This is a genomic window from Micromonospora sp. NPDC049282, from assembly GCF_043197045.1.
Classification (GTDB): domain Bacteria; phylum Actinomycetota; class Actinomycetes; order Mycobacteriales; family Micromonosporaceae; genus Micromonospora.
Window position 1 is genome coordinate 127,224 of the sequence record NZ_JBICSL010000001.1, and the last position, 20,387, is coordinate 147,610.

The 20,387-nt window shown below is 74.8% G+C and carries 17 protein-coding genes; 5 read left to right on the forward strand and 12 right to left on the reverse strand.

The annotated features are described in order from the left end of the window. The first annotated feature begins 20 nt into the window (after positions 1-20). Positions 21-1,088, forward strand: a complete 1,068-nt coding sequence (locus ACGFI2_RS00575; protein ID WP_393508362.1) for an NADH:flavin oxidoreductase/NADH oxidase — start codon at positions 21-23, stop codon at positions 1,086-1,088. Between the two features lie 45 nt (positions 1,089-1,133). Here ACGFI2_RS00575 and ACGFI2_RS00580 read toward each other — a convergent pair whose 3' ends face one another. The 5 genes from ACGFI2_RS00580 to ACGFI2_RS00600 all read right to left on the reverse strand — a co-directional run bounded on the left by ACGFI2_RS00580 (position 1,134) and on the right by ACGFI2_RS00600 (position 9,212). Next, positions 1,134-4,709, reverse strand: a complete 3,576-nt coding sequence (locus ACGFI2_RS00580) for an ATP-binding cassette domain-containing protein (RefSeq protein ID WP_393508365.1) — start codon at positions 4,707-4,709, stop codon at positions 1,134-1,136. 91 nt (positions 4,710-4,800) lie between these two features. Beyond that, on the reverse strand, positions 4,801-5,394 hold the full coding sequence (locus tag ACGFI2_RS00585; protein WP_393508368.1) for a TetR/AcrR family transcriptional regulator: 594 nt from the start codon (positions 5,392-5,394) through the stop codon (positions 4,801-4,803). A 10-nt stretch (positions 5,395-5,404) separates the two neighbouring features. Further along, positions 5,405-7,555 (reverse strand): YhgE/Pip family protein, encoded by a 2,151-nt coding sequence (locus ACGFI2_RS00590; protein ID WP_393508371.1) that lies wholly within the window; start codon positions 7,553-7,555, stop codon positions 5,405-5,407. Beyond that, the gene (locus ACGFI2_RS00595) at positions 7,552-8,274 is read right to left on the reverse strand and encodes an ATP-binding cassette domain-containing protein (protein WP_393508374.1); all 723 of its coding nucleotides are present in this window, start codon (positions 8,272-8,274) and stop codon (positions 7,552-7,554) included. Before ACGFI2_RS00595 ends, ACGFI2_RS00590 begins: the two co-directional genes overlap by 4 nt. A gap of 98 nt (positions 8,275-8,372) precedes the next feature. Beyond that, positions 8,373-9,212 carry a GNAT family N-acetyltransferase gene (locus ACGFI2_RS00600; protein ID WP_393508377.1) on the reverse strand — a complete coding sequence of 280 codons (840 nt, stop codon included), beginning with the start codon at positions 9,210-9,212 and terminating at the stop codon, positions 8,373-8,375. Positions 9,213-9,392: 180 nt separating this feature from the next. Here ACGFI2_RS00600 and ACGFI2_RS00605 point away from each other — a divergent pair, with 180 nt between their 5' ends. Next, the gene (locus tag ACGFI2_RS00605; RefSeq protein ID WP_393508380.1) at positions 9,393-9,977 is read left to right on the forward strand and encodes a PadR family transcriptional regulator; all 585 of its coding nucleotides are present in this window, start codon (positions 9,393-9,395) and stop codon (positions 9,975-9,977) included. Between the two features lie 49 nt (positions 9,978-10,026). Here ACGFI2_RS00605 and ACGFI2_RS00610 read toward each other — a convergent pair whose 3' ends face one another. Next, entirely contained in the window at positions 10,027-10,845 is an 819-nt protein-coding gene (locus tag ACGFI2_RS00610) for a class I SAM-dependent methyltransferase (RefSeq protein ID WP_393508383.1), read from the reverse strand. Positions 10,846-10,973: 128 nt separating this feature from the next. Here ACGFI2_RS00610 and ACGFI2_RS00615 point away from each other — a divergent pair, with 128 nt between their 5' ends. Next, positions 10,974-11,648, forward strand: a complete 675-nt coding sequence (locus tag ACGFI2_RS00615; RefSeq protein ID WP_393508386.1) for a winged helix-turn-helix transcriptional regulator — start codon at positions 10,974-10,976, stop codon at positions 11,646-11,648. Positions 11,649-11,704: 56 nt separating this feature from the next. Here the strand turns inward: ACGFI2_RS00615 and ispG are convergent, their stop codons facing one another. From ispG to ACGFI2_RS00635, 4 genes are all read right to left on the reverse strand, one after another. Then, positions 11,705-12,877: a flavodoxin-dependent (E)-4-hydroxy-3-methylbut-2-enyl-diphosphate synthase gene (ispG, locus tag ACGFI2_RS00620; protein ID WP_393508389.1), complete on the reverse strand. Its 1,173-nt coding sequence runs from the start codon at positions 12,875-12,877 to the stop codon at positions 11,705-11,707. Positions 12,878-12,886: 9 nt separating this feature from the next. Then, the gene (locus ACGFI2_RS00625) at positions 12,887-14,134 is read right to left on the reverse strand and encodes a M50 family metallopeptidase (protein ID WP_393508391.1); all 1,248 of its coding nucleotides are present in this window, start codon (positions 14,132-14,134) and stop codon (positions 12,887-12,889) included. Continuing rightward, positions 14,131-15,345 (reverse strand): 1-deoxy-D-xylulose-5-phosphate reductoisomerase, encoded by a 1,215-nt coding sequence (dxr, locus tag ACGFI2_RS00630; RefSeq protein WP_393508394.1) that lies wholly within the window; start codon positions 15,343-15,345, stop codon positions 14,131-14,133. Before dxr ends, ACGFI2_RS00625 begins: the two co-directional genes overlap by 4 nt. 112 nt (positions 15,346-15,457) lie before the next feature. Beyond that, on the reverse strand, positions 15,458-16,003 hold the full coding sequence (locus tag ACGFI2_RS00635) for a GNAT family N-acetyltransferase (RefSeq protein ID WP_393508397.1): 546 nt from the start codon (positions 16,001-16,003) through the stop codon (positions 15,458-15,460). 51 nt (positions 16,004-16,054) lie between these two features. Here ACGFI2_RS00635 and ACGFI2_RS00640 point away from each other — a divergent pair, with 51 nt between their 5' ends. After that, entirely contained in the window at positions 16,055-16,897 is an 843-nt protein-coding gene (locus ACGFI2_RS00640) for a YhjD/YihY/BrkB family envelope integrity protein (protein ID WP_393508400.1), read from the forward strand. 13 nt (positions 16,898-16,910) lie between these two features. Here the strand turns inward: ACGFI2_RS00640 and ACGFI2_RS00645 are convergent, their stop codons facing one another. Next, on the reverse strand, positions 16,911-18,077 hold the full coding sequence (locus ACGFI2_RS00645) for an alkaline phosphatase PhoX (RefSeq protein ID WP_393508402.1): 1,167 nt from the start codon (positions 18,075-18,077) through the stop codon (positions 16,911-16,913). A gap of 94 nt (positions 18,078-18,171) precedes the next feature. Next, the gene (locus ACGFI2_RS00650; protein WP_393508405.1) at positions 18,172-18,591 is read right to left on the reverse strand and encodes a 50S ribosomal protein L7/L12; all 420 of its coding nucleotides are present in this window, start codon (positions 18,589-18,591) and stop codon (positions 18,172-18,174) included. A gap of 68 nt (positions 18,592-18,659) precedes the next feature. Between ACGFI2_RS00650 and ACGFI2_RS00655 the strand changes: the two genes are divergently transcribed. Then, on the forward strand, positions 18,660-20,258 hold the full coding sequence (locus ACGFI2_RS00655) for a phytoene desaturase family protein (RefSeq protein WP_393508407.1): 1,599 nt from the start codon (positions 18,660-18,662) through the stop codon (positions 20,256-20,258). Positions 20,259-20,387 lie beyond the last annotated feature (129 nt).

Below are 20,387 nucleotides of genomic sequence, written 5' to 3' on the forward strand. Positions count from 1 at the left end.
CATGACCGGAGGATCACCGCATGAGCGCACTGTTCACCCCGCTCGCCCTGCGCGGCGTCACCCTGCCCAACCGGATCGCGCTGGCGCCGATGTGCCAGTACAGTGCCGGACCCGACGGGCTGCCCACCGACTGGCACCGCGTCCACCTCGGCTCCCGCGCGGTCGGCGGGGCCGGGCTGGTGCTCAGCGAGGCCACCGCGGTGGTGCCCGAGGGGCGGATCACCCCGCAGGACGTCGGCCTCTGGTCCGGCGCGCACGTCGACGCGTGGCGGCCGGTCACCGCGTTCGTCGCCGGTCAGGGCGCGGCCCCGGCCGTGCAGCTCGCGCACGCCGGGTTCAAGGCCTCGACGTACCGGCCGTGGGCGGCACAGCGCGGCGGCGTGCCGGACGCCGAGGGCGGCTGGACGCCGGTCGGGCCCGGCGGCGACCCCTTCGTTCCCGACTACCGCACGCCCGCCGCGCTCGACGAGGTCGGCATCGCGCAGGTGGTGGCCGCGTTCGCCGCCGCCGCCGGGCGGGCCCTGGACGCCGGCTTCGCCGCGGTGGAGATCCACGCGGCGCACGGCTATCTGCTGCACGAGTTCCTGTCCCCGCTGACCAACCGGCGCACCGACGCCTACGGCGGCGACCGGGCCGGGCGGATGCGGCTCACCCTGGAGGTGGCCCGCGCGGTCCGCGCCACGGTCGGCGAGGCGGTGCCGGTGCTGACCCGGATCTCCGCCACCGACTGGACCGACGGCGGCTGGACGATCGAGGACAGCGTGGTGCTCGCCGGGGAGCTGGCCGCCGCCGGCGTGGACCTGGTCGACGCCTCCTCCGGTGGCGCGGCCGCCCGCGCGTCGGTGCCGGTCGGTCCCGGCTACCAGGTGCCGCTGGCGGCCCGGATCCGCCGCGACGCGGGCGTGCCGACCGGCGCGGTGGGTCTGATCGTCGAGCCCGAGCAGGCCGAGCAGATCGTCGCCGGAGGCGAGGCGGACCTGGTGCTGCTGGGCCGGGAACTGCTCCGCGACCCGTACTGGCCGCGCCGCGCCGCCGCGAAGCTGGGCGCCACCGCCGCCTGGCCCGACCAGTACACCCGGGCCTTCTGACCCACCCCCGCCCGCCCCGCCGCGCAGGCGGGGCGGGCGGTGCGGTCAGCCGGCCAGGTGGTTCCAGCGGGGTTCCAGGTCGGACCAGGGGCCCTGGTCGGCGACCACGCCGTCGACCAGCACCACCACGTGGTCCGCGCGGACCAGCGCGGCCCGCTTGGCGGTCGAGCCGACCACCGTCACCCCGTGCTCGCGCAGCGCCGCCCACAGCGCCAGCTCGGTGGTCACGTCCAGCGCCGACGACACGTCGTCGGCGACCAGCAGTTCGGTACGCGGGGCGAGCGCCCGGGCCAGCGCCAGCCGCTGGAGCTGGCCGCCGGAGAGCCGGGTCCCCTTGTGCCCGATGAGCAGCCCGAGCCCGCCGCCGGCCGCGGCCAGGTCGTGTTCGAGCTGGGCGGTCGACACCGCGCTCGCGGCGTCCACCGGGTGCCCGAGCGCGATGTTCTCGGCCACCGTGCCGGAGAGCACCCGGGGCAGCTGGCCCACGTATCCGACCTGGTTGGGGCGGAGGAACAGCTCCGGCTCGGTGACCGGTTCCCCGTTCCAGCGCAGCGCGCCGACGTGGTGCACGATCCCGGCGAGCGCGCGCAGCAGCGACGACTTGCCGGCGCCGACCGGACCGACCACCAGCACCAGTTGCCCGCGTTCGACCACCAGGTCGACGTCGCGGACGGCCAGCGTGCCGTCGGAGTGCAGCGCGCCGAAGCCGGCCAGCTCCAGCCGGCGCAGCGGGTGCCGGGGCGGCGGCTCGGGCGCCGGCGCGGTGCCGGCGGCCAGGTCGAGCCCGGGCACCGGCGCCGAGTAGGTGCTCATCCCGGTCATCGCCACGGTCCGCCGGGTCCACACCCGCGCCGACGGATACTGCGACACCAGCGCCGCGGTGGTCCAGGCGAACCAGCGGGCCGCGCCGAGCGTGGAGACCGCCACCAGGGTCGCGCCGGCGGAGAGCCCACCGGCCAGGTAGAGCGCCCAGGCGCCGATCGGCAGCAGCCCACTGGCGATCGACGGAGTGGATCGGGCCCACACCTGCATGGCGATCTCCCGGCGCTGCCGCTCGCTGCGGACCACGTCGAGCCCGGCGAGGTGGTCCAGCACCGGGCGGGTGGCGCCGGCCAGCTTCACCGTGCGGGCGGCGGAGAGCGAGGAGACCAGCGCGGTGGCGAACGCGGCGCGTGCGGCGACGGTGCCGGCGGCGGTGCGTGCCAACCGGGGCCCGAACAGCGTCGCCGCCAGGCCGGAGACCACCATCGTGCCGACGAAGAACAGCGCCGGGACGAAGCTGCCGGTCACCAGCGTCATGGTGAGCACGATGGCCAGCGAGATGAACTGGTCCATCAGGTTGTCGGCGAGCTGCACCACCCGGTCGGTGTCGCCGCCCTGCGCCACCACCTCGGCCGGGGTGTGCCCGCTGACCCGGCGCGCGCCGGTCTGCCCGTGCACCAGGCGGGCGCTGATCCGCAGCATCTGCCGGATCCACCACTGCGGGAACCACAGGTTGGTCAGGTAGGGCAGCGGCAGCACCAGCAGCAGCGCGGCGGCGATGCCGAGCGCCGGCAGCCACGGGTCGCCGCCGCCGACCACGTCGGCCCAGAGCCACGGCAGCACCGCCCCGTCCAGCCCGAGCAGCGTCATCACGACGAACAGGGCGACCGAGAGCAGGCCGTACCGGGGGTCGTTGACGCCCAGCCGGAGGATCTCCCGCATGGTCCGCGCGCGCGGCGCGGGCGGCACCGGCGGCGGGTCCACGCGAGGCACGGCGACACGCCGCGACGCGGTCGACCCGTCCGGCCCGGCCGTGGGCGACGCGGCGGGCGTGGGCGACGCGGCGGGCGTGGGCGACGCGGCGGGCGTGGGCGACGCGGCGGACCAGTCGGGGGCGTCCGGCTCGTCGGCCCAGCCGGGCCCGTCGAGCAGTTCCACGCCACCGCGGCGGGCGCCGGTGCCGGCGTACGCCCCGGCGTGGCTGGTGGCGAGCAGCTCGGCGAAGCGCGCGGACTCGCGCAGCGGGCCGGCCTCCAGCACCGCCCCGTCGGCCATCACCACCACCTCGTCGCAGCGGCGCACCGAGGAGAGCCGGTGCGCGATGACGATGCCGATCCGGTCGGTGAGCAGCCGTTCGGTGGCCTGGCGGACCCGGTTCTCGGTGACCGGGTCGAGCCGCGCGGTAGCCTCGTCGAGGATCACCACGTGCGGGTCCCGGACCAGGATCCGGGCGAACGCGACCAGTTGTTCCTGCCCGGCGGAGAGCACGTGACCGCCCTCGCCGAGCCGGGTGTGCACGCCGTCGGGCAGCTCGGCGATCCACCCGGCCAGCCCCAGCTCGGTCAGCGCCCGTTCGGCCGCGTCGAGCAGTTCCGGGTCGAACAGCGCGACATTCTCGGCGAGCGTGCCGGCCAGGATCTCGGTGCGCTGCGGCACCACGGCGACCCACCGGCGCAGCTCCTCGACGTCCAGGTCGACCAGGTCGACGTCACCGAGGAAGACCGTGCCGCGGGGCACCTCCACGGCCCGGGTGAGCACCTTGGCCAGCGTCGACTTGCCCGAGCCGGTGCGCCCGACCAGCGCGTACGAGCGGCCGCGGGTGAAGTCCAGCCGCACGTCGCGCAGCGCCGGGCCGCGCTCGTCCCCGGCGGCCGGGTAGCGGAAGGTGAGCCCGCGCACGGTCAGGTCGCCGTCGGTCGGGGCGACCCCGCCGACCGGCTCCTGGCGCGCGCCGGCCAGCAGTTGCACCCGGGCCCACGCGCCGAACGCCTGTTGCAGGTGCGGCACCCAGCGGGCGATGTGCTCGACGGTCGCGCCGAACGCGATCGCGAGCAGCCAGACGGCGGTGAGCCGGGCGGCGTCGACCCGGCCGGTGGCGAGCGCCCACGCGCCGGCCAGCACCACGCCGGCGATGCCGGCCCGGACGCCGCCGGCGGCCACCGCGGTGACCCGGGCGGAGAGCCGGAACACCCGGCCGCAGCGGGCGATCACCTCGGCCGCCCGGCGGGCGTAGAGGCGCAGCACGTACGGCCGGGCGAGGCTGGTGCGCACGTCGTCCTGGCCGTGCACCGCCTCCTCCATCACGGCCGCGAGGTCGGACCAGGCCTCCTCCTCGGCCATCCGGGCCGGGGCGATGCGGGCGGTGGGGCGGCGCAGCGCGACCGCGAGCACGGCGGTGAGCAGCACCATCCCGACGCCGGCCGGCCACCAGACGACGAGCGCGCTGACCGTGGCGAGCACGCAGACCGCGATGCCCTGCGCCAGCCGTACGCCGGTGTTCCGCATCTCGGCGGCGACCTGGTAGACGTCGTTGTCGATCCGGTCGAGCAGCTCGCCCACCGGGGTGGTCTCCAGGGCCGGCAGGTCCTGCCCGAGCGCGAACCGGCAGAGCCGGCGGCGTACGTCGGCGGACCAGTCGGCGGTGAGCCGGGCCATGATCAGCCCGATCAGCAGGTCGGTGACGACCGCGGCGACCAGCGCCACGGCCAGGGCGACGAACCAGCCGGACGAGCGGTGCACGAGCACCGGCCCGGCCAGCGCGGACGCGGCCGCCTGGCCACCGGCGCCCAGCACGATCAGCAGCAGGACGGCCGCCATCCGCCGGGGTGCGGTGGCCCAGAGGTCTCGGAGCAGGCGCATGGAACGGTCCTCCGGACTCGGATCGGTGGGGGCGGTACCCCCAAGCCTCCCGGTCCGGGCCGACCGGCTCAAACCATTTACCGCCCGGCGGTCAGGTCTGCGCGACCCGGCGGACGATGCCGAGCAGCGACTCCTGCACGTCGGCGATCGGCCGGTCGGGCTGGAACACCAGCCAGTCCACCGCCACCACGAGCCCGACGCCGAACAGCGCCGAGCTGGCGGTGCGGACGTCCAGGTCGTCCGGCAGGTCGCCGCTGGCGACTCCGGCCCGGACGGTCTCCGCGATCACCTCGATCGCCTCGCCGCGCAGCAGCCGCAGGGTCTGCTGCCACTCCCGGTTGGTGCGCCACATCTCCGAGAGCAGGAGCTGGGCGAACGCCCGGTAGCGGCGGATGTAGTCCAGTTCGGCGCGGACCAGCGCGGCGAGCGCCTCGCGGGGCGGCAGCCCGTCGACGGCGGCCCGGAACTCGGCGGTGAGCAGGCCGATGCCGTGCCGCAGCAACTCCTCGAAGAGGCGGGTCTTGGACTCGAAGTTGTAGTAGACGGTGCCCTTCGCCACCCCGGCCCGGGCCGCGATGTCGTCCACCGTGGTCGCCGAGAAGCCCTGCTCGGCGATGAGTTCCACCGCCGCCACGAAGAGGCGCTGGCGGGTGTCCTCCCGCCGGCGGGTCCGTCCGTCCGTCACCGGCCCATCCTCACATGGTCAGTTCGGGGTGCAGCTTGGCCGGGCTGAGCCGGCGGGACCGGCGCGCCGCGCCGACGGTGAGCGCCAGCGCGCCCAGACCGAACGCGAGCAGCACCAGCGCACCGGTGACCACCGGCCCGGCCGGGCCGCCGTTGATGGTGTGCCGCAGGCCGCCCACCACGTACGTCATCGGCAGCCAGGGGTGGATCGCCTGGAAGATGCCGGGCGAGGTCTGCACCGGGTAGGTGCCGCCGGACGAGGTGAGCTGGAGCATGAGCAGCGCCAGCGCGGCGAGCCGGCCGGCCGGGCCGAGCGCCACGCCGAGCAGCTGCATGATCGCGGTGAACGCCAGCGAGGTGAGCGCGAGCAGCCCGAACGTCGCCGCGCCGTGCCGCGGGTCCAGCCCGAGGGCCAGGGTCACCACGGTGTGGAGCACGGCGACCTGGGCCAGGCCGATCGCCGCGGCGGGCAGCCAGCCGGCGAGCACCACCCGCCGGCCGGCCGCGCCGGACATCACGTGCCGCCGGTTGACCGGCCGCAACAGCATGTACGTGATCATCGCGCCGACCCAGAGCGCCAGCGCCAGGAAGTACGGGGCGAAGCCCACCCCGTACGAGCCGGCCGGGTGCTGCGAGTCGCGGATCAGGCCGACCGGGTCGGCGAGCACGTCGGCGCGGCTGGCCGCGTCGTCGTACCCGGGTAGTTTCCGCTCCCCGGCGGCGAGCCCGTCGGCGAGGTCGCCGGCGCCGCCCTCCAGCTTGCTCAGCCCGTCGACCAGCTTGGTGCTCCCGCTGCCGAGCTGCGCCAGGCCACCGTCGAGCTGCCGGGCGCCGGTGGAGAGCCGGTAGAGCCCGCCGCGCAGCTGGTCGGCGCCGGTCGACGCGTCGCCGAGTCCGTCGCGGAGCTTGGCGCTGCCCTGGGCCAGCGTGTTGAGCCCGCCGGCCAGCTCGTCGACCTTGGCCCGGGCCGAGGCGACGTCGTCGGCCAGGTGCGGCGCGGCGACGGCCACCTCCCGGGCGGTCTTCGCGACCTCGGTCATCTGCTTCCGCAACGCGGCCAGGTCGGTGCGGTCCAGCGCCGACGCCATCGCCTTCGCCTGGGTGACGGCCTGGGCCGCGGCCTTGCGGGCGGCGGCGAAGTCGGGGTCGTCGGCCAGTTCGGGGTGTTCCTTCGCGACCGCGTCGAGCCGGTCGGAGATCTCCTCGGCCAGGCCGACCACCTCGTCGGCCTTGGCGGGCAGCGCGTCCAGCCCGTCGGCGAGCTGCTGCGCGCCGGTGGCGACCGCGGTGGCCGCCTGCTGGATCCGGTCGGCGTTGCGGCGCAGCACCGGCTCGTACCTGTTCGCCGCGGCGTCGACCTTGGCGGCGGCGGCCTTCGTCTCGGTGGCGGCGCGGCCGGCGCCGTCGGCGAGCTGCGCGGCCCCGGTGTGCAGTTGGTCGAGGCCGGTGGCCAGCTTGTCGGCGCCCCGGACGGACTGGTTCAGCCCGCCGGCGAGCTGCCCGGCGCCGTCCTCGGCGGCGCCCAGCCCGTCGGAGATCTTCCCGGCGCCCCGCTGCGAGGTGCCGAGCCCGTCGGAGATCTTCCCGGCCCCGTCGGCGGCGCGGCCGGTCTCGGCCTTGGCGTCGGTGAAGCCGATCAGCATCTTGTCGAAGTAGGAGGCGGCGGTGCTCTCCGCGGCGGCGGCCCGGATCTCGCTGAACGCCGAGCGGGCGAGCAGCCCGGAGAGGTAGTTGGTGGCGTCGTCGTTGACCACCTTCAGCTCGCCCTGCCGGGCCGGCCGGTCCGGCTCCGGGCCGGCGGCGAGCGTGGCCGAGAAGTCGGCCGGGATGGAGAAGATCAGGTGGTAGCGGCCGTCGCGGAGGCCCTTCGTGGCGTCGGCCTGGTCGGTGACGGTCCAGCCGAAGACCTTGCGGTCGATCAGTTCGTCGGTGAGGTCCCGGCCGGCGTGCACCTCGCTGCCGTCGCTCGCCGTGGCCGGGCGGTCGGCGTCGACGAGCGCGACCGGGATCCGGTCAAGCTTCCCGTACGGGTCCCAGAAGGCGTAGAGGTAGAGCGCGCCGTAGAGCAGCGGGACGACGGTGAGCACGGCGAGCGCGGCGCGCGGCAGCCGGCCCCGGGTCATCCGGCGCAGCTCGAACAGGGCGAGTCGCAGAACACTCATGCGGGCACCTCGACAGCCGGGACGGAGGCGGGCGGGACGGAGGCGGGCAGCGCGGCTGCGGGCAGGGCGAGGTCGCCGATGCGGTGCACGGTGGCGGCCGCCCCGGGTTCGACGGCGCGGGCGCTGGCGATCACCGCGTACCCCTGGCCGGCGAGGCGTTCCAGCGCGGCCCAGATCCATTCCCGTTCCGGGCGGTCGGCGCCGGCGTCCACGTCGTCGGCGACGATCAGGCTGGGGCCGGCGAGGCTGGCCAGCACCAGGCCGAGCACCTGGCGTTCGACCGGGGTGAGGTCCCGGCCGTACCGGTCGGGGTCGAGCGGGGCGTCGGTGAAGCCGGCGCCGGCGATGGCGGCGGCGTAGGCGTCGCGGCGGTAGGCCCGCCGGGCCCGCAGCGCGGCCACCGGGACGAGCCGGCGCCGGCGGCGCGGCACCGGCCCGAGCAGCAGCAGGCGTTCGGTGATGTGCTCGGCGACGGTGAGCGTCGGGTCGGGCTCGTGCACGCCGGCCACCTGACCGAGCGCGGCCGGGCCGCGGCGGCGCAGCTCGCCGTGGTTGTGCGGGAAGCGGCCGGCCAGGGCGAGCAGCAGCGAGGTCCGCCCGCTGCCGGGCGGACCGGTCACCGCGTGCAGCTCACCGCTTTCGGCGGTGAGGTCGACGTCCCGGTAGACCCAGCCGCGCCGGGTCCGCAGCCCGAGCCCGTCGGCCTCGACGATCTTCATTCCCTCGCCCCAACTTCTACACTGACTGGTCAGTACAAAAACATGGTCAGCATAGCGTCGGGTGTCCGGTTCGACGCAACGCGAGGAGAGGGTGATCCTCAGAACAGCACGGTGGCGAGCGTGCCGACCGGGCGGAAGCCGCAGCGCTCGTAGACCCGGCGGGCTGGCAGGTTGAAGTCGTTGACGTAGAGGCTCACCGTGGGCGCGACCCGGGCCAGCGCGTCGCGGACCACCGCGGCCATGGCGGCGGCGGCGATGCCCCGCCCGCGCCAGTCGGGGGCCACCCAGACGCCCTGGACCTGCGCGGTGCGGCGGGTCACCACGGCCAACTCGGCCTTGAAGACCACCCGGCCGTCGACGAAACGGGCGTAGGCACGGCCGGCGCGCACCAGCTCGGTCACCCGCCGCCGGTAGCCGCGCCCGCCGTCCTCGGCCATCGGCGAGACGCCGACCTCCTCGGTGTACATCGCCACCGCCGCCGGGAACAACAGGTCGACCTCACTGCCCCGCACCCGGCGCACCTGCGGGTCCGGCGCCACCGGGGGCGCCGCGTCCGTGGCCAGCAACGGCTGGTTCGGGCGTACGGCCCGGGCCGGTCCCCAGTGCGCGGAGAGGCGGTCCCAGAGCCCCAGCACCGCGTCGGCGCGACCCACGATCGACGAGCAGCGCCGCTCCTCCTCGCCCAGTTGCTCGGCGAACGCGGCCACGGCCGACTCCGAGGCGAGCACCGGGGTCAGGTTGCCGCCCAGCCAGCAGATCGACTCCAGGTGGCGACGGGAACCGTAGCCCAGGATCCGCGCCTCGGCCCGCCACCAGGCCAGGCCGCGCGCCGCCACCCGCTCGGCGACCTGCGCGCCGGCGTACGGGTCGGCGTCGAGCAGCCGCTCGACCGCGCGGCGCTCCGACTCCCCCAGTTGGCGTACCGGCATCGTGAGCACGCTTACCAGCCTGCCAGATGCACGCGGTGGCTCGCGGGCCGACCGGACACCTCGCCGAGGCGGTGAGCGGCGAGTCAGCCGTCCGGCTGCGGCGCTGACGGCCGGGTCCGACGTCTTGTCGGCGATGCGTTGGCGATATATCGTTGATGCATCAGCGATACTCAACCGAAGGAGGGCCCGATGGGTTTCCACCGACGCGTGCACGCCCTGCGCGACGAGATGCACCGCCACGGCGGCTTCGGCTTCCCGCCCGTACCGCCGCCGCCGCCGTTCCCGCCCGGACCGCACGGTCACGGGCGCGGCCGGGGTGGTCGCGGACGCGGCCGGCGGCCGAACGTGCGCGGCGCCGTGCTGGCCCTGCTCACCGAGCGGCCGATGCACGGCTACGAGATGATCCAGGAGATCGACTCCCGCACCGGCGGGGCCTGGCGGCCCAGCCCCGGCTCGATCTACCCCACCCTGCAACTGCTGGAGGACGAGGGCGTCATCGCGACCGCCCCCGACTCCGACGGCGGGCGCAAGCGGTTCGCCCTCACCGAGCAGGGCCAGGCCGAGGCGGCCGAGGCGGCGCAGACCCCGCCCTGGGCGGAGTTCGCCGAGCAGACCGTCAACAGCTGGCACGACATCCGCGACGCCGGCACGCAGGCCATGAACGCGCTGCGGCAGGTGATGACGACCGGCACGGACGACCAGCGCGCCCGCGCCGCCCAGGTGCTCGACGAGACGCGTCGCAAGCTCTACGCGATCCTCGCCGAGTCCGAGTGACCACCGGCGCGCCGACGGCACACCGACCGGCTCCCCGGTCGGTGTGCCGTCACGCGCGGCGCGCGGTCACCAGCAGGTACTCCCACCGCATCACGCCGCCGTCCAGGTGCCGGTCGGCCAGGTCGAGCAGCGCCCGGTCCAGCGCGGCGGTCCGCTCCGGATCGTCGGCGTTCGCCCGGTAGACCGCCACCGTCGGCCCGTAGTGGGCGGCGAAGAAGTCGCGGAACTCCGCCGCCGTGGCGAACCGGTTCACCACCACCGCGTCGCGCCCCAGCGTGAGCGCGCTCACCCGGTCGCCGAACAACTCCCGGACGTGCTCCTCGTCGCCCCAGAGCGGAGGCGGCTGCGCGCCCGGCGGCGGGGGCGGCGCGTACGGCCGCATGGCCGCGAACAACTGACCCACGAACCCCTGCGGGGTCCAGTTGACCAGGCCGACCGTGCCGCCCGGCCGGCAGACCCGGAGCAACTCGTCGGCGGCGACCCGGTGCCGGGGCGCGAACATCACCCCCACGCACGAGAGCACCCGGTCGAACTCGCCGTCGGCGTACGGCAGCGCCTCGGCGTCGACCTGCTCCCAGGTCACCGTCAGCCCCTCCCGCGCGGCCAGATCCCGCCCGACGTCCAGCAGTTCCGGGGTCAGGTCGCCGGCCACCACGCCCGCCCCGATCCGCGCCGCCGGCAGGGCCGCGTTGCCGGTGCCGGCCGCCACGTCCAGCACCCGGTCCCCCGGACGTACCCCGACGGCCCGGACCAGCGTCGCCCCCAACTGGGGGATCACCTGCTCGGCCACCGCGGCGTAGTCGCCGAGTGCCCACATCCGGCGGTGCCCGGCCTTCACCGCCGCGTCCCGCTCCCGTTCCTCGATCATCCTCGGCTCCTCACCTGTCGTGCCTGACCAGGACGTTAGGCAGCGGAGCGCCGGTCCCCCAGTACGGGATCTGTACCGCTTGCGACAGGGTGCTGGCCCGGCGCCCGGGCCGGGCGTACGGTGCCGCCATGGGCGCCTCCTACCACCAGTTCTGCCCGGTGGCCAAGGCCATGGAGCTGCTCGACGAGCGGTGGACGCTGCTCGTCGTGCGGGAGCTGGTCAGCGGCTCGGAACGCTTCAACGAGCTGCGGCGGGGCCTGCCCCGGATGTCACCCACGCTGCTGTCCCGCCGGCTGCACCAACTCGTCCGCGCCGGCGTGGTGGAGCGGCGGGTCGACGGCACGGACGTGCGCTACGTCCCGACCGCCGCCGGCCGGGAGCTGCGACCCGTGCTGGAGGCGCTCGGCGCCTGGGGGGTGCGCTGGATCGGCGAGCTGGGCGACGTCGACCTCGACCCGAAGCTGCTGCTGTGGGACATGCGCCGGCACGTCGACCACGGCGCGGTCCCGCCGGGGCGTACCGTCGTGCGGTTCCGCTTCCGCGACGTGCCGGCGGGGTTGCGCGACTGGTGGCTGGTCGTCGCCGCCGGCGAGGCCGACGTCTGCGACCACGACCCCGGGCACGACGTGACCGTGACGGTCACCGCGGACCTGCGCGCCCTGGTCCAGGTCTGGCTGGGTGACCTGGGCTGGCCGGCGGCGCTGCGCAGCGGCGCGGTCGAGGTGGCCGGGCCGGAGACGCTGCGCCGCGCGGTGCCCGGCTGGTTCACGCTCTCCCCGTTCGCCGCGGTGCCGCGGCCCTGAGACGGCGCGTGCGGCCGCCCCCGGTGAGGGACGGCCGCACGGCGACGCGAAAGCGATCAGTGCACGGTGACGGTGGCGCCGGGCACCAGCTCGCGCAGCTCCTCGGGGATCTCGGCGCCCATCTCGTCGGCGATCCGCAGCGCCTCCTCGATCAGGGTCTCCACGATCTGGGCCTCGGGCACGGTCTTGACGACCTTGCCCTTGACGAAGATCTGGCCCTTGCCGTTGCCCGACGCGACGCCCAGGTCGGCCTCGCGGGCCTCGCCCGGACCGTTCACCACGCAGCCCATCACCGCGACGCGCAGCGGCACCGGCAGCCCTTCCAGGCCGGCGGTGACCTCCTCGGCCAGCTTGTAGACGTCGACCTGGGCCCGGCCGCACGACGGACAGGAGACGATCTCCAGGCCACGCTCGCGCAGGCCCAGCGACTCCAGGATCTGGTTGCCGACCTTGATCTCCTCCACCGGCGGGGCGGACAGCGAGACCCGGATCGTGTCGCCGATCCCCTCGGCCAGCAGCGCGCCGAACGCCACCGCCGACTTGATCGTGCCCTGGAACGCCGGGCCGGCCTCGGTGACGCCCAGGTGCAGCGGGTAGTCACACTGCTCGGCGAGCTGCCGGTAGGCGCGGATCATCACCACCGGGTCGTTGTGCTTGACCGAGATCTTGATGTCGCGGAAGCCGTGCTCCTCGAACAGCGAGCACTCCCACAGCGCCGACTCGACAAGCGCCTCGGCGGTGGCCCGCCCGTACTTGGCCAGCAGGCGCTTGTCCAGCGAGCCGGCGTTCACGCCGATCCGGATCGGCACGCCCGCGTCGCCGGCGGCGCGGGCGATCTCCTTGACCTTGTCGTCGAACTGCCGGATGTTGCCCGGGTTCACCCGCACCGCCGCGCAACCGGCGTCGATCGCGGCGAACACGTACTTCGGCTGGAAGTGGATGTCGGCGATCACCGGGATCTGCGACTTGCGCGCGATCGCGGGCAGCGCCTCCACGTCGTCCTGCGACGGCACCGCCACCCGCACGATCTGGCAGCCGGACGCGGTCAGCTCCGCGATCTGCTGAAGCGTGGCGTTGACGTCCGAGGTCAGGGTGGTGGTCATGGACTGCACCGACACCGGCGCGCCACCGCCGACCGGCACCGAGCCGACCATGATCTGGCGGCTGGCCCGGCGCGGGGCCAACGGCGGCGGCGGCACGGGGGGCATACCGAGACTGACAGCGGTCACTTCAGGCACTCACCTTGAGAAGAGCGTGATCGGGTTGACCACGTCCGCGGTGACGGTCAGCAACGTGAACACGCCACCGACCAGGATCACCGCGTACGTGAGGGGCATGAGCTTCAGATAGTCGACGCGCCCCGGGTCGGTGCGGCCGATCCGCGCGTAGAGCCAGGACCGGGCGCGCTCGAACCAGGCGATGGCGATGTGACCGCCGTCCAGGGGCAGCAGCGGCAGCAGGTTGAACACGCCGATGAAGAAGTTGAGCGACACGAAGAGCATGAAGAACACCAGCCAGGCGTTGTTCTCCACGGCCTCGCCGCCGAGCCGGCTGGCGCCGACCACGCTGATCGGGGTGTCGACGTCGCGCTCCGCGCCGGTGATCGCGTTCCACAGCGCCGGCACCTTCTGCGGGATGCGCTGCATGGCGTGCGCCGTCTGCACCGCCATGTTGCCGGTGAAGTCGGCGGTGGCGCCGAACGCGGCGACCGGGCCGTACTCCACCCGGGTGGGGGTGCTGGGCTGGAGCGCCACGCCGAGCGCGGAAACCGCCGAGGTGGCGCCCTTCGGATCGTTCAGCGGCGGGCGCCGCACCGAGGCCAGGTCGACCGCGGCGGTGGCCGGGGCGCCGTCACGCAGGTAGGAGACGGTGGCCGGGCCGGGCTTCGTGCCACGTACCACGTCGAGCATGTCGCCCCAGGTGGAGACCGGGCGGCCGTTCACCGCGGTGATCCGGTCGCCGTCCTTGAGCTGGGCCTTGCCGGCCGGGCTGGCCGGGTCGGAGGCCGTGCAGGCGCGGGCGGCGTTCTCCACCACCACGCACGGGGTGAGGGCGATCACCGCCGGCTCGGCCCGGAACCCGGCCTCGGTGGTGGGGAACTTCGGGTTCGGCAGGCCGGCGGAGACCGCGATGATCCAGAGCGCCACCAACGCGATGGCGAAGTGCATCGCGGAGCCGGCGGACATCACGATCGTCCGCTTCCACACCGGGTACCGCCACATGGCGCGCTTCTCGTCCCCGGGCTCGACGTCGTCGTCCTGCGGGGTCATGCCGACGATCTTGCAGAAGCCACCGAGCGGAATGCCCTTGACGCCGTACTCCGTCTCGCCCCGCCGGAACGACCAGAGCGTCGGCCCGAAGCCGACGAAGTAGCGGGTGACCTTCATCCCGAACGCCTTGGCGGTCATCATGTGCCCCGCCTCGTGCAGACTCACCGAGATGAGGATCGCCAGGGCGAACAGCACCACCCCGAGCAGATAGCTCATCGAGCTCCTTCCACCGACCCGACGATGATCTCCTGGGCGTGTGCCCGTGCCCACGACTCGGCGGCGAGCACGTCCTCGACGGTACCTGGTTCGTCGAAGTCGGGAGCGCCCTCCAGCACCCGCTGGAGGGTGTCGACGATGCCGAGGAACGGCAGCCGGCCCGCCACGAAGGCGGCCACGCACTCCTCGTTCGCCGCGTTGTAGATCGCCGGGCGGCAGCGCCCGGCCTCACCGGCCGCCTTGGCCAGCGCGACGGCCGGGAACGCGGCGTCGTCGAGCGGGGAGAACTCCCAGGTGTGCGCCGAGGTCCAGTCGACCGCGGCGGCGGCCTCGGGCACCCGGTCCGGCCAGCCGATGCCGAGCGCGATGGGCAGCCGCATGTCCGGCGGGCTGGCCTGGGCGAGGGTGGAGCCGTCGACGAACTCGACCATCGAGTGGATCACCGACTGCGGGTGGACCATCACCTCGATGTCGGCGTACGGCACGTCGAACAGCTCGTGCGCCTCGATCACCTCCAGCGCCTTGTTGACCATCGTGGCGGAGTTGATCGTGACGACCGGACCCATGTTCCAGGTCGGGTGCGCCAGCGCCTGCTCCGGCGTGACCCCGGTCAACTCGTCACGCCGCCGGCCCCGGAACGGGCCGCCGCTGGCGGTGACCACGAGCCGCCGCACCTCGCCCCGGGCGCCGCCGCGCAGGCACTGCGCCAGCGCCGAGTGCTCGCTGTCCACCGGCACGATCTGCCCCGGTCGGCGCACCGCGCCCTTCACCAGCGGGCCGCCGGCCACCAGCGACTCCTTGTTGGCCAGCGCGAGGGTACGCCCGGCGCGCAGCGCGGCCAGCGTCGGCGGCAGGCCCAGCGAGCCGACCACGCCGTTGAGCACCACGTCGCACGGCCACTGCGCCAGCTCGGTCATGGCGTCCGGCCCGGCCACGATCTTGGGAAGCTTGAAGTCGCCGGTGGCCCAGCCGCGCCGGCTCGCCTCGGCGTAGAACGCGAGCTGGAGATCCTGCGCGGCGGACGCCCGGGCCACTCCGACTGCGTCCACGCCCAGCTCCAGCGCCTGCGCGGCGAGCAGCTCCACGTTGCCGCCGCCGGCGCCGAGGGCGACCACCCGGAACCGGTCCGGGTTGCGCCTGACGATGTCGATGGCCTGGGTGCCGATGGAGCCGGTCGAGCCGAGCAGCACGAGGTCCCGCGGTGTGGTCACCCGCCCATTGTTCCCCAGCGCGTCACCACGCCCGTGCCGACCCTTTGATCGACTCCACTTCCCCGAGGTGGGACCATCCCAGGACCTCCGACACCGCCACCTCGCCGACCTGCTAGCCGGGGCGGTCCAGGACGAAGGTCTCCAGCTCGGCCCCGCCGTACCACTCGGTGCGGGCCCCGACGTGGGTCATCCCGAGCCGCCGGGCCACTGCCATGGACGGCTCGTTCCCGGCCATCACCACCGCGTGCACCCGGCCGGTGCCGGTGGCGAACTCCCGCTCCAGCACCGCCCGGGCCGCCTCGGTGGCGTAGCCGTGGCCCTGGGCGTCGGGGTGCAGGTGCCAGCCGACCTCGATGTCGTCGGTCGGGGTGACGCCGTCCCGGCCGGGCAACGGCTTCAGCAGCACGCTGCCGGCCGCGCGGCCCGCCGCGCGCGGCTCGATCGCCCACAGACCCCACCGGCCCTCGTACGGGGCGTTGCGCTCGCGCCAGGAGCGCACCCGCTCCACCGCCTCCGCCGGATCGGTCAGCCGCCCCTTGCCGCCACCCAGCCAGCGCATGACCTCCTCGCGGGAGTAGATGTCGTACACCCGGGCGAGATCGTCGGGGGTCTCCGTCCAGTCCCGAACCACGAGCCGCTCGGTCGAGACAATCATCATGGTGCCGGATCGTAATGCGTGACGGACCGGCGCACCGGGAACGAGAGGGCGATGGGCGACGGCTGGCAGCGCACGAAGCGGATCACCTCGGCGGCGTTCCGGCCGGTCCGAGGCCGGGACCTGTCGCTGCACGCCGCCGCGATCACGTTCTACGGCGCGGTCGCCGTGGTGCCGGTGGCGCTGCTGGCGATCTGGCTCACCGGGCTGCTCGCCGGGGCCGACCGGGTGCGCCGGCTGACCTCGTACGCCATCGAGACGCTGCCCACCGAGATCGGTGCCGACCGGGCGGTGGCCGCGCTGGTCGAGGCCGGGTTGGGGCTGACCCCGCTGCTGGCCCTGGCCTCGCTGCTGCCGGCCTCGCTCTACGGCGAGGGACTGCGCCGGGCGTTCGTCTCGGTGGCCGAGCCGCGAGCCGAGTCCGGCGCGCTGGTCGGCTGGCGCGGCCGGCTGCTGCTGCTCCCGCTGCTCGCGCCGGCCCCGGCCCTGCTGCTGTCGATCCTGCTGGCGCTGCCGCTGACCACGCGGCTGGTCCGCCAGGGCGGCTGGATCGGCGCGCTCGGCGTGGTGCTGTCGTTCCTGGCGGTCTGGCTGGTGCTCACGCCGGTGCTGGTGTGGGTGTTCCGGGTGGTCGGCCCGGCCTCCCCGGACTGGCTCGCCACGCTCGGCATGGGCTCGTTCACCGCCGCGAACCTCTCCGGCTTCCTGCACGGTTTCGTGCTGTTCTGCTCGCTGCCGCTGAACCTGGGCGCGCCGTTCGGCGGGTTCGACGAGATCGGCGGCGGGGTGGCCGTGCTGCTCTGGCTCTACCTGTTCCACGTGATCGTGCTGGCCGGTTACTCGGCCACGCTGGCGCTGGGCCGGTGGCGGGCCGCCCGCCTGGCGGCCCGCCCCTGACCCGGGTCGCGCGTCAGCGCCGGAACGGGCCGCGCACCTCGTACGTGATGCCACCGCTGCCGGCCTTGGCGCCGCTCACGCCGCGCTGCGAGGAGAAGTAGAGCCGGCTGCCGTCCGGCGCGAACGCCGGGCCGGTGAGCTCCGAGTTCGGCTGCCCGAGCAGCCGCGCGAACGGCGCCACCACGCCGGCCGGCGTGATCATGTTGATCTCCATGTTGCCACCGTCCTCGGCCACGTAGAGGTCACCGCCCGCGGTGCCGGTGATGTTGTCCACCCCGGTCAGCGGCGCCGCGCCGGCCTCCACCAGCGAGTCGTCGTACGCGAGGTCGAGCCGCTGCCCCACCGCGTCGTAGGCCCACACCCGGTTGTCGCCCTTCGTGGTGAACCAGCAGGTGTCGTCGGCGTACCAACACCCCTCCCCGCCGTCGAACGACTGCGCGGCGCGCACCTGGTGGCGGGTGGGCACCGGGAAGCCGTCCCGGTCCGGCAGGTCCTGCCAGGTGACCGGCCCGGTCACCTGGCCGGCCCGGGCGCAGAGCACCTGCACCCGGCCGGTGCGCAGGTCGCCCCAGGTGTCCGGGACGAAGCGGTAGAAGCAGCCGTCCGGCTCGTCCTCGGTCAGGTAGACCACCTGCCGGACCGGGTCGCAGGCCGCCGCCTCGTGCTTGAAGCGGCCCATCCGGGTCCGCTCCTCGCCGGACCGGCCGCCGGCCGGCCAGGTCTCGAAGACCCGGCCCAGCGGCACCTCCTCGCAGGAGAGCCACGTCCCCCACGGGGTGGGTCCGCCGGCGCAGTTGGTGTTGGTGCCGCCGAGGATCCGGTAGGCGGCGGCGACCGAGCCGTCGGCCGCGAAGCGCACCGCCGAGGCGCCGCCGACCAGCGGGACCTCCGAGTTGGAGACGTAGATCCAGCCGTCGCCGGCCGGGAAGCAGGCGCCGCCGTCCGGCGCCCAGTGCCAGACGTACGAGGTGCCGGGCACCCGCTGGCCGGACCGGGCGACCACCCGGCCGGTGAAGCCGGCGGGCAACTGGAGGCCGTTGGCGTCGGCGGCCAGCAGGTCACCGTACGGGCCGGAACCGGGCTGGGCGGGTGCGGCCGGCGCCGCGGCGGCCCAGAGACTGCCGGCGAAGGCGGTGCCGCCGGCCACGGTGACGGCGCGCAGGACGGTACGACGGTCCATCTGTTGACCTCCCGGGGTGGCGGTTGGCGCTGCACCGACCGTAACCCCCGGGCGGCATCGACCGCTGCCGCTGGGTGGTGAACGCGCGGTGACGTCAGAGGCGATCCACGTACCGCTTCGCCTCCGCCAGCGACCAGCTCGTGTGCTCCCGTACCAGCTTGACCGCGTGGATCTTCTTCCCGGCGCGCACGAGCCGGGTCGCCTCGTCGCGCACCTCGCCGTCCGGGTCGACCGGGCCGGCGAGCCGGGCCGGCGGTGGGCCGCCCGTCCACAACGCGTCGACCGCCTGCTTCGCCTCCAGCAGCGGCAGCCCGGTCTGCCGGCGGAGCAGCTTGACCGCCTCGACCGTCCGCCCCGCGCGGGCCAGCCGGAGCACCTCCGCCTGCCCGCCGCCGGTGGTCGGATCCGGGGCGACCAGGTCCCGGGGGCGGTCGGAGGGGCGCCGGAACACGAACAGGAGCAGCAGAAGCATGGCGATCACGGCCAGGAGCACGAACTGGGGACCCTCGGGCATGCGCGCCACGGTAACGCCCGGCCGCGAACCCTCCCGCCACCGTCCGCCCGCCAGTAGGCTCCGGTCCCATGAATGACGGGAGTGAGCTGCCGGCCCGCGCCGACGTCGTCGTGGTCGGCTCCGGGCACAACGGCCTGGTCTCGGCGATCCTGCTGGCCCGCGCCGGCCTCGACGTGCTGGTGTTGGAGGCGGCCGGGGTGATCGGCGGGGCCACCCGCACCGAGAATCCGTTCCCGAAGGTGCCCGGGCTGCGCCACTCCACCGGGTCGTACCTGCTCGGGCTGATGCCGCCGGAGCTGCTCGCCACGCTCGACGTGACCATCCCGGTGGTGCGCCGCGACCCGCACTACTTCCTGCCCACGCCGGGCGGCCTCGGCTCGCCGTACCTCCTCTTCGGCAGCGACACGGCGGCCACCCGCAGGCAGCTCACCGACATGTTCTCGGCGGCCGACGTGGCCGCCGACGACGCGCTCCAGGCCGAGCTGGCCCAGCTCCGCGACGACCTGGCGCCGGCCTGGCTGGCCGAGCCGCTGCCGGTCGAGGAGACCGCCGAGCGCTACGTCCGGCCGGCCCTGCGGCAGGTCTTCGTCGACCTGGTCCGCGGCTCGGTCGCCGACCACCTGGCCCGCTTCGACTTCCGCTCCGAGTTGCTGGTCAGCATGTACGCGGTGACCGACGGCCTGTCCGGGCTCAACGCCGGCCCGGACGACCCGGGCACCGGGCACAACTTCCTGGTCCACAACATGTGCCGGCTGCCCGGCGCGGACGGCACCTGGATGATCGCCCGGGGCGGGATGGGCACGGTGTCGCGCACCTTCGCCGACGCCGCCCGGGCCGCCGGCGCCCGCATCCTCACCGACACCCCGGTCACCGCGATCACGCTGGACTCCGGCGCCGCGTCGGGCGTGGTGCTGGCGGACGGACGCCAGGTCGGCGCCCGGGTGGTGCTCGGGGCGTGCGACCCGTACCGGCTGATGGAGCTGCTGCCCGACGGCGCGCTCCCGGCGGAGCTGGGTGCCCGGATGGCGGCGGCCCGCCGGCCCGGCACCACGCTCAAGCTCAACCTGGCGCTCACCGGGCTGCCGCGTTTCTCCTGCCTGCCGGCGGACGCGCCGAGCCCGTTCGGCTCGACCATCCACCTGCTTCCCGGCTCCGACTCGCTGGTGGGCGCCGGCGGCGCGTCGCCGATGGCCGCGCTGCGCGGCATGTGGGCCGACGTGCGGGCCGGGCGGCTGCCGGACGAGCCGACGATCGAGTGGTACCTGCACACCACCGTCGACCCGTCGCTGTCCGACGACGCCGGGCACCACTCGTCGGCGCTGTTCGTCCAGTCGGTCCCCTACGAGCTGGCCGGCACCACCTGGGACGCGGCGCTGCCCGGCTACGTGGAGCGGCTGATCGCGATCTGCGAGCGGTACGCCCCGGGCACCGGCGACCTGATCGCGGACGCGGTGCCGCTGCCCCCGCCCGGCATCGAGGCCCACTTCGGCATCACCGGCGGGCACATCCACCACGTCGACAACACGGTTTCGTTCACGGACCGGATGCCGTACGCCACCGGTGTGGACGGCGTCTACGCGGGCAGCGCCGGCTGCCACCCGGCGGGCAGCGTGATCGGCGCCGCCGGCCACAACGCCGCCCGCCGCATCCTCGCCGACTTGGAGTAAGGAGGGGCCCCCTGTCAACGCCTCCGGTATAGGAGGGGCCCCTTCTAACACCTCGCGACGAGGCGGCCTCCTGTCCGCACCCGTCACGCCGCCCCCTCACCTGGAGATGGTCGCGTGCCGGGGGCGGCG

Bases quoted from the DNA above. Each gene is read 5' to 3' on its own strand.
- ACGFI2_RS00635 (WP_393508397.1), bottom strand. From the start codon at position 16,003: ATGATGATTGTCTCGACCGAGCGGCTCGTGGTTCGGGACTGGACGGAG.
- ACGFI2_RS00640 (WP_393508400.1), top strand. From the start codon at position 16,055: ATGGGCGACGGCTGGCAGCGCACGAAGCGGATCACCTCGGCGGCGTTC.
- ACGFI2_RS00645 (WP_393508402.1), bottom strand. From the start codon at position 18,077: ATGGACCGTCGTACCGTCCTGCGCGCCGTCACCGTGGCCGGCGGCACC.
- ACGFI2_RS00605 (WP_393508380.1), top strand. From the start codon at position 9,393: ATGGGTTTCCACCGACGCGTGCACGCCCTGCGCGACGAGATGCACCGC.
- ACGFI2_RS00655 (WP_393508407.1), top strand. From the start codon at position 18,660: ATGAATGACGGGAGTGAGCTGCCGGCCCGCGCCGACGTCGTCGTGGTC.
- ACGFI2_RS00580 (WP_393508365.1), bottom strand. From the start codon at position 4,709: ATGCGCCTGCTCCGAGACCTCTGGGCCACCGCACCCCGGCGGATGGCG.
- ACGFI2_RS00610 (WP_393508383.1), bottom strand. From the start codon at position 10,845: ATGATCGAGGAACGGGAGCGGGACGCGGCGGTGAAGGCCGGGCACCGC.
- ACGFI2_RS00650 (WP_393508405.1), bottom strand. From the start codon at position 18,591: ATGCCCGAGGGTCCCCAGTTCGTGCTCCTGGCCGTGATCGCCATGCTT.
- ACGFI2_RS00575 (WP_393508362.1), top strand. From the start codon at position 21: ATGAGCGCACTGTTCACCCCGCTCGCCCTGCGCGGCGTCACCCTGCCC.
- ACGFI2_RS00615 (WP_393508386.1), top strand. From the start codon at position 10,974: ATGGGCGCCTCCTACCACCAGTTCTGCCCGGTGGCCAAGGCCATGGAG.
- ACGFI2_RS00590 (WP_393508371.1), bottom strand. From the start codon at position 7,555: ATGAGTGTTCTGCGACTCGCCCTGTTCGAGCTGCGCCGGATGACCCGG.
- ACGFI2_RS00595 (WP_393508374.1), bottom strand. From the start codon at position 8,274: ATGAAGATCGTCGAGGCCGACGGGCTCGGGCTGCGGACCCGGCGCGGC.
- ACGFI2_RS00625 (WP_393508391.1), bottom strand. From the start codon at position 14,134: ATGAGCTATCTGCTCGGGGTGGTGCTGTTCGCCCTGGCGATCCTCATC.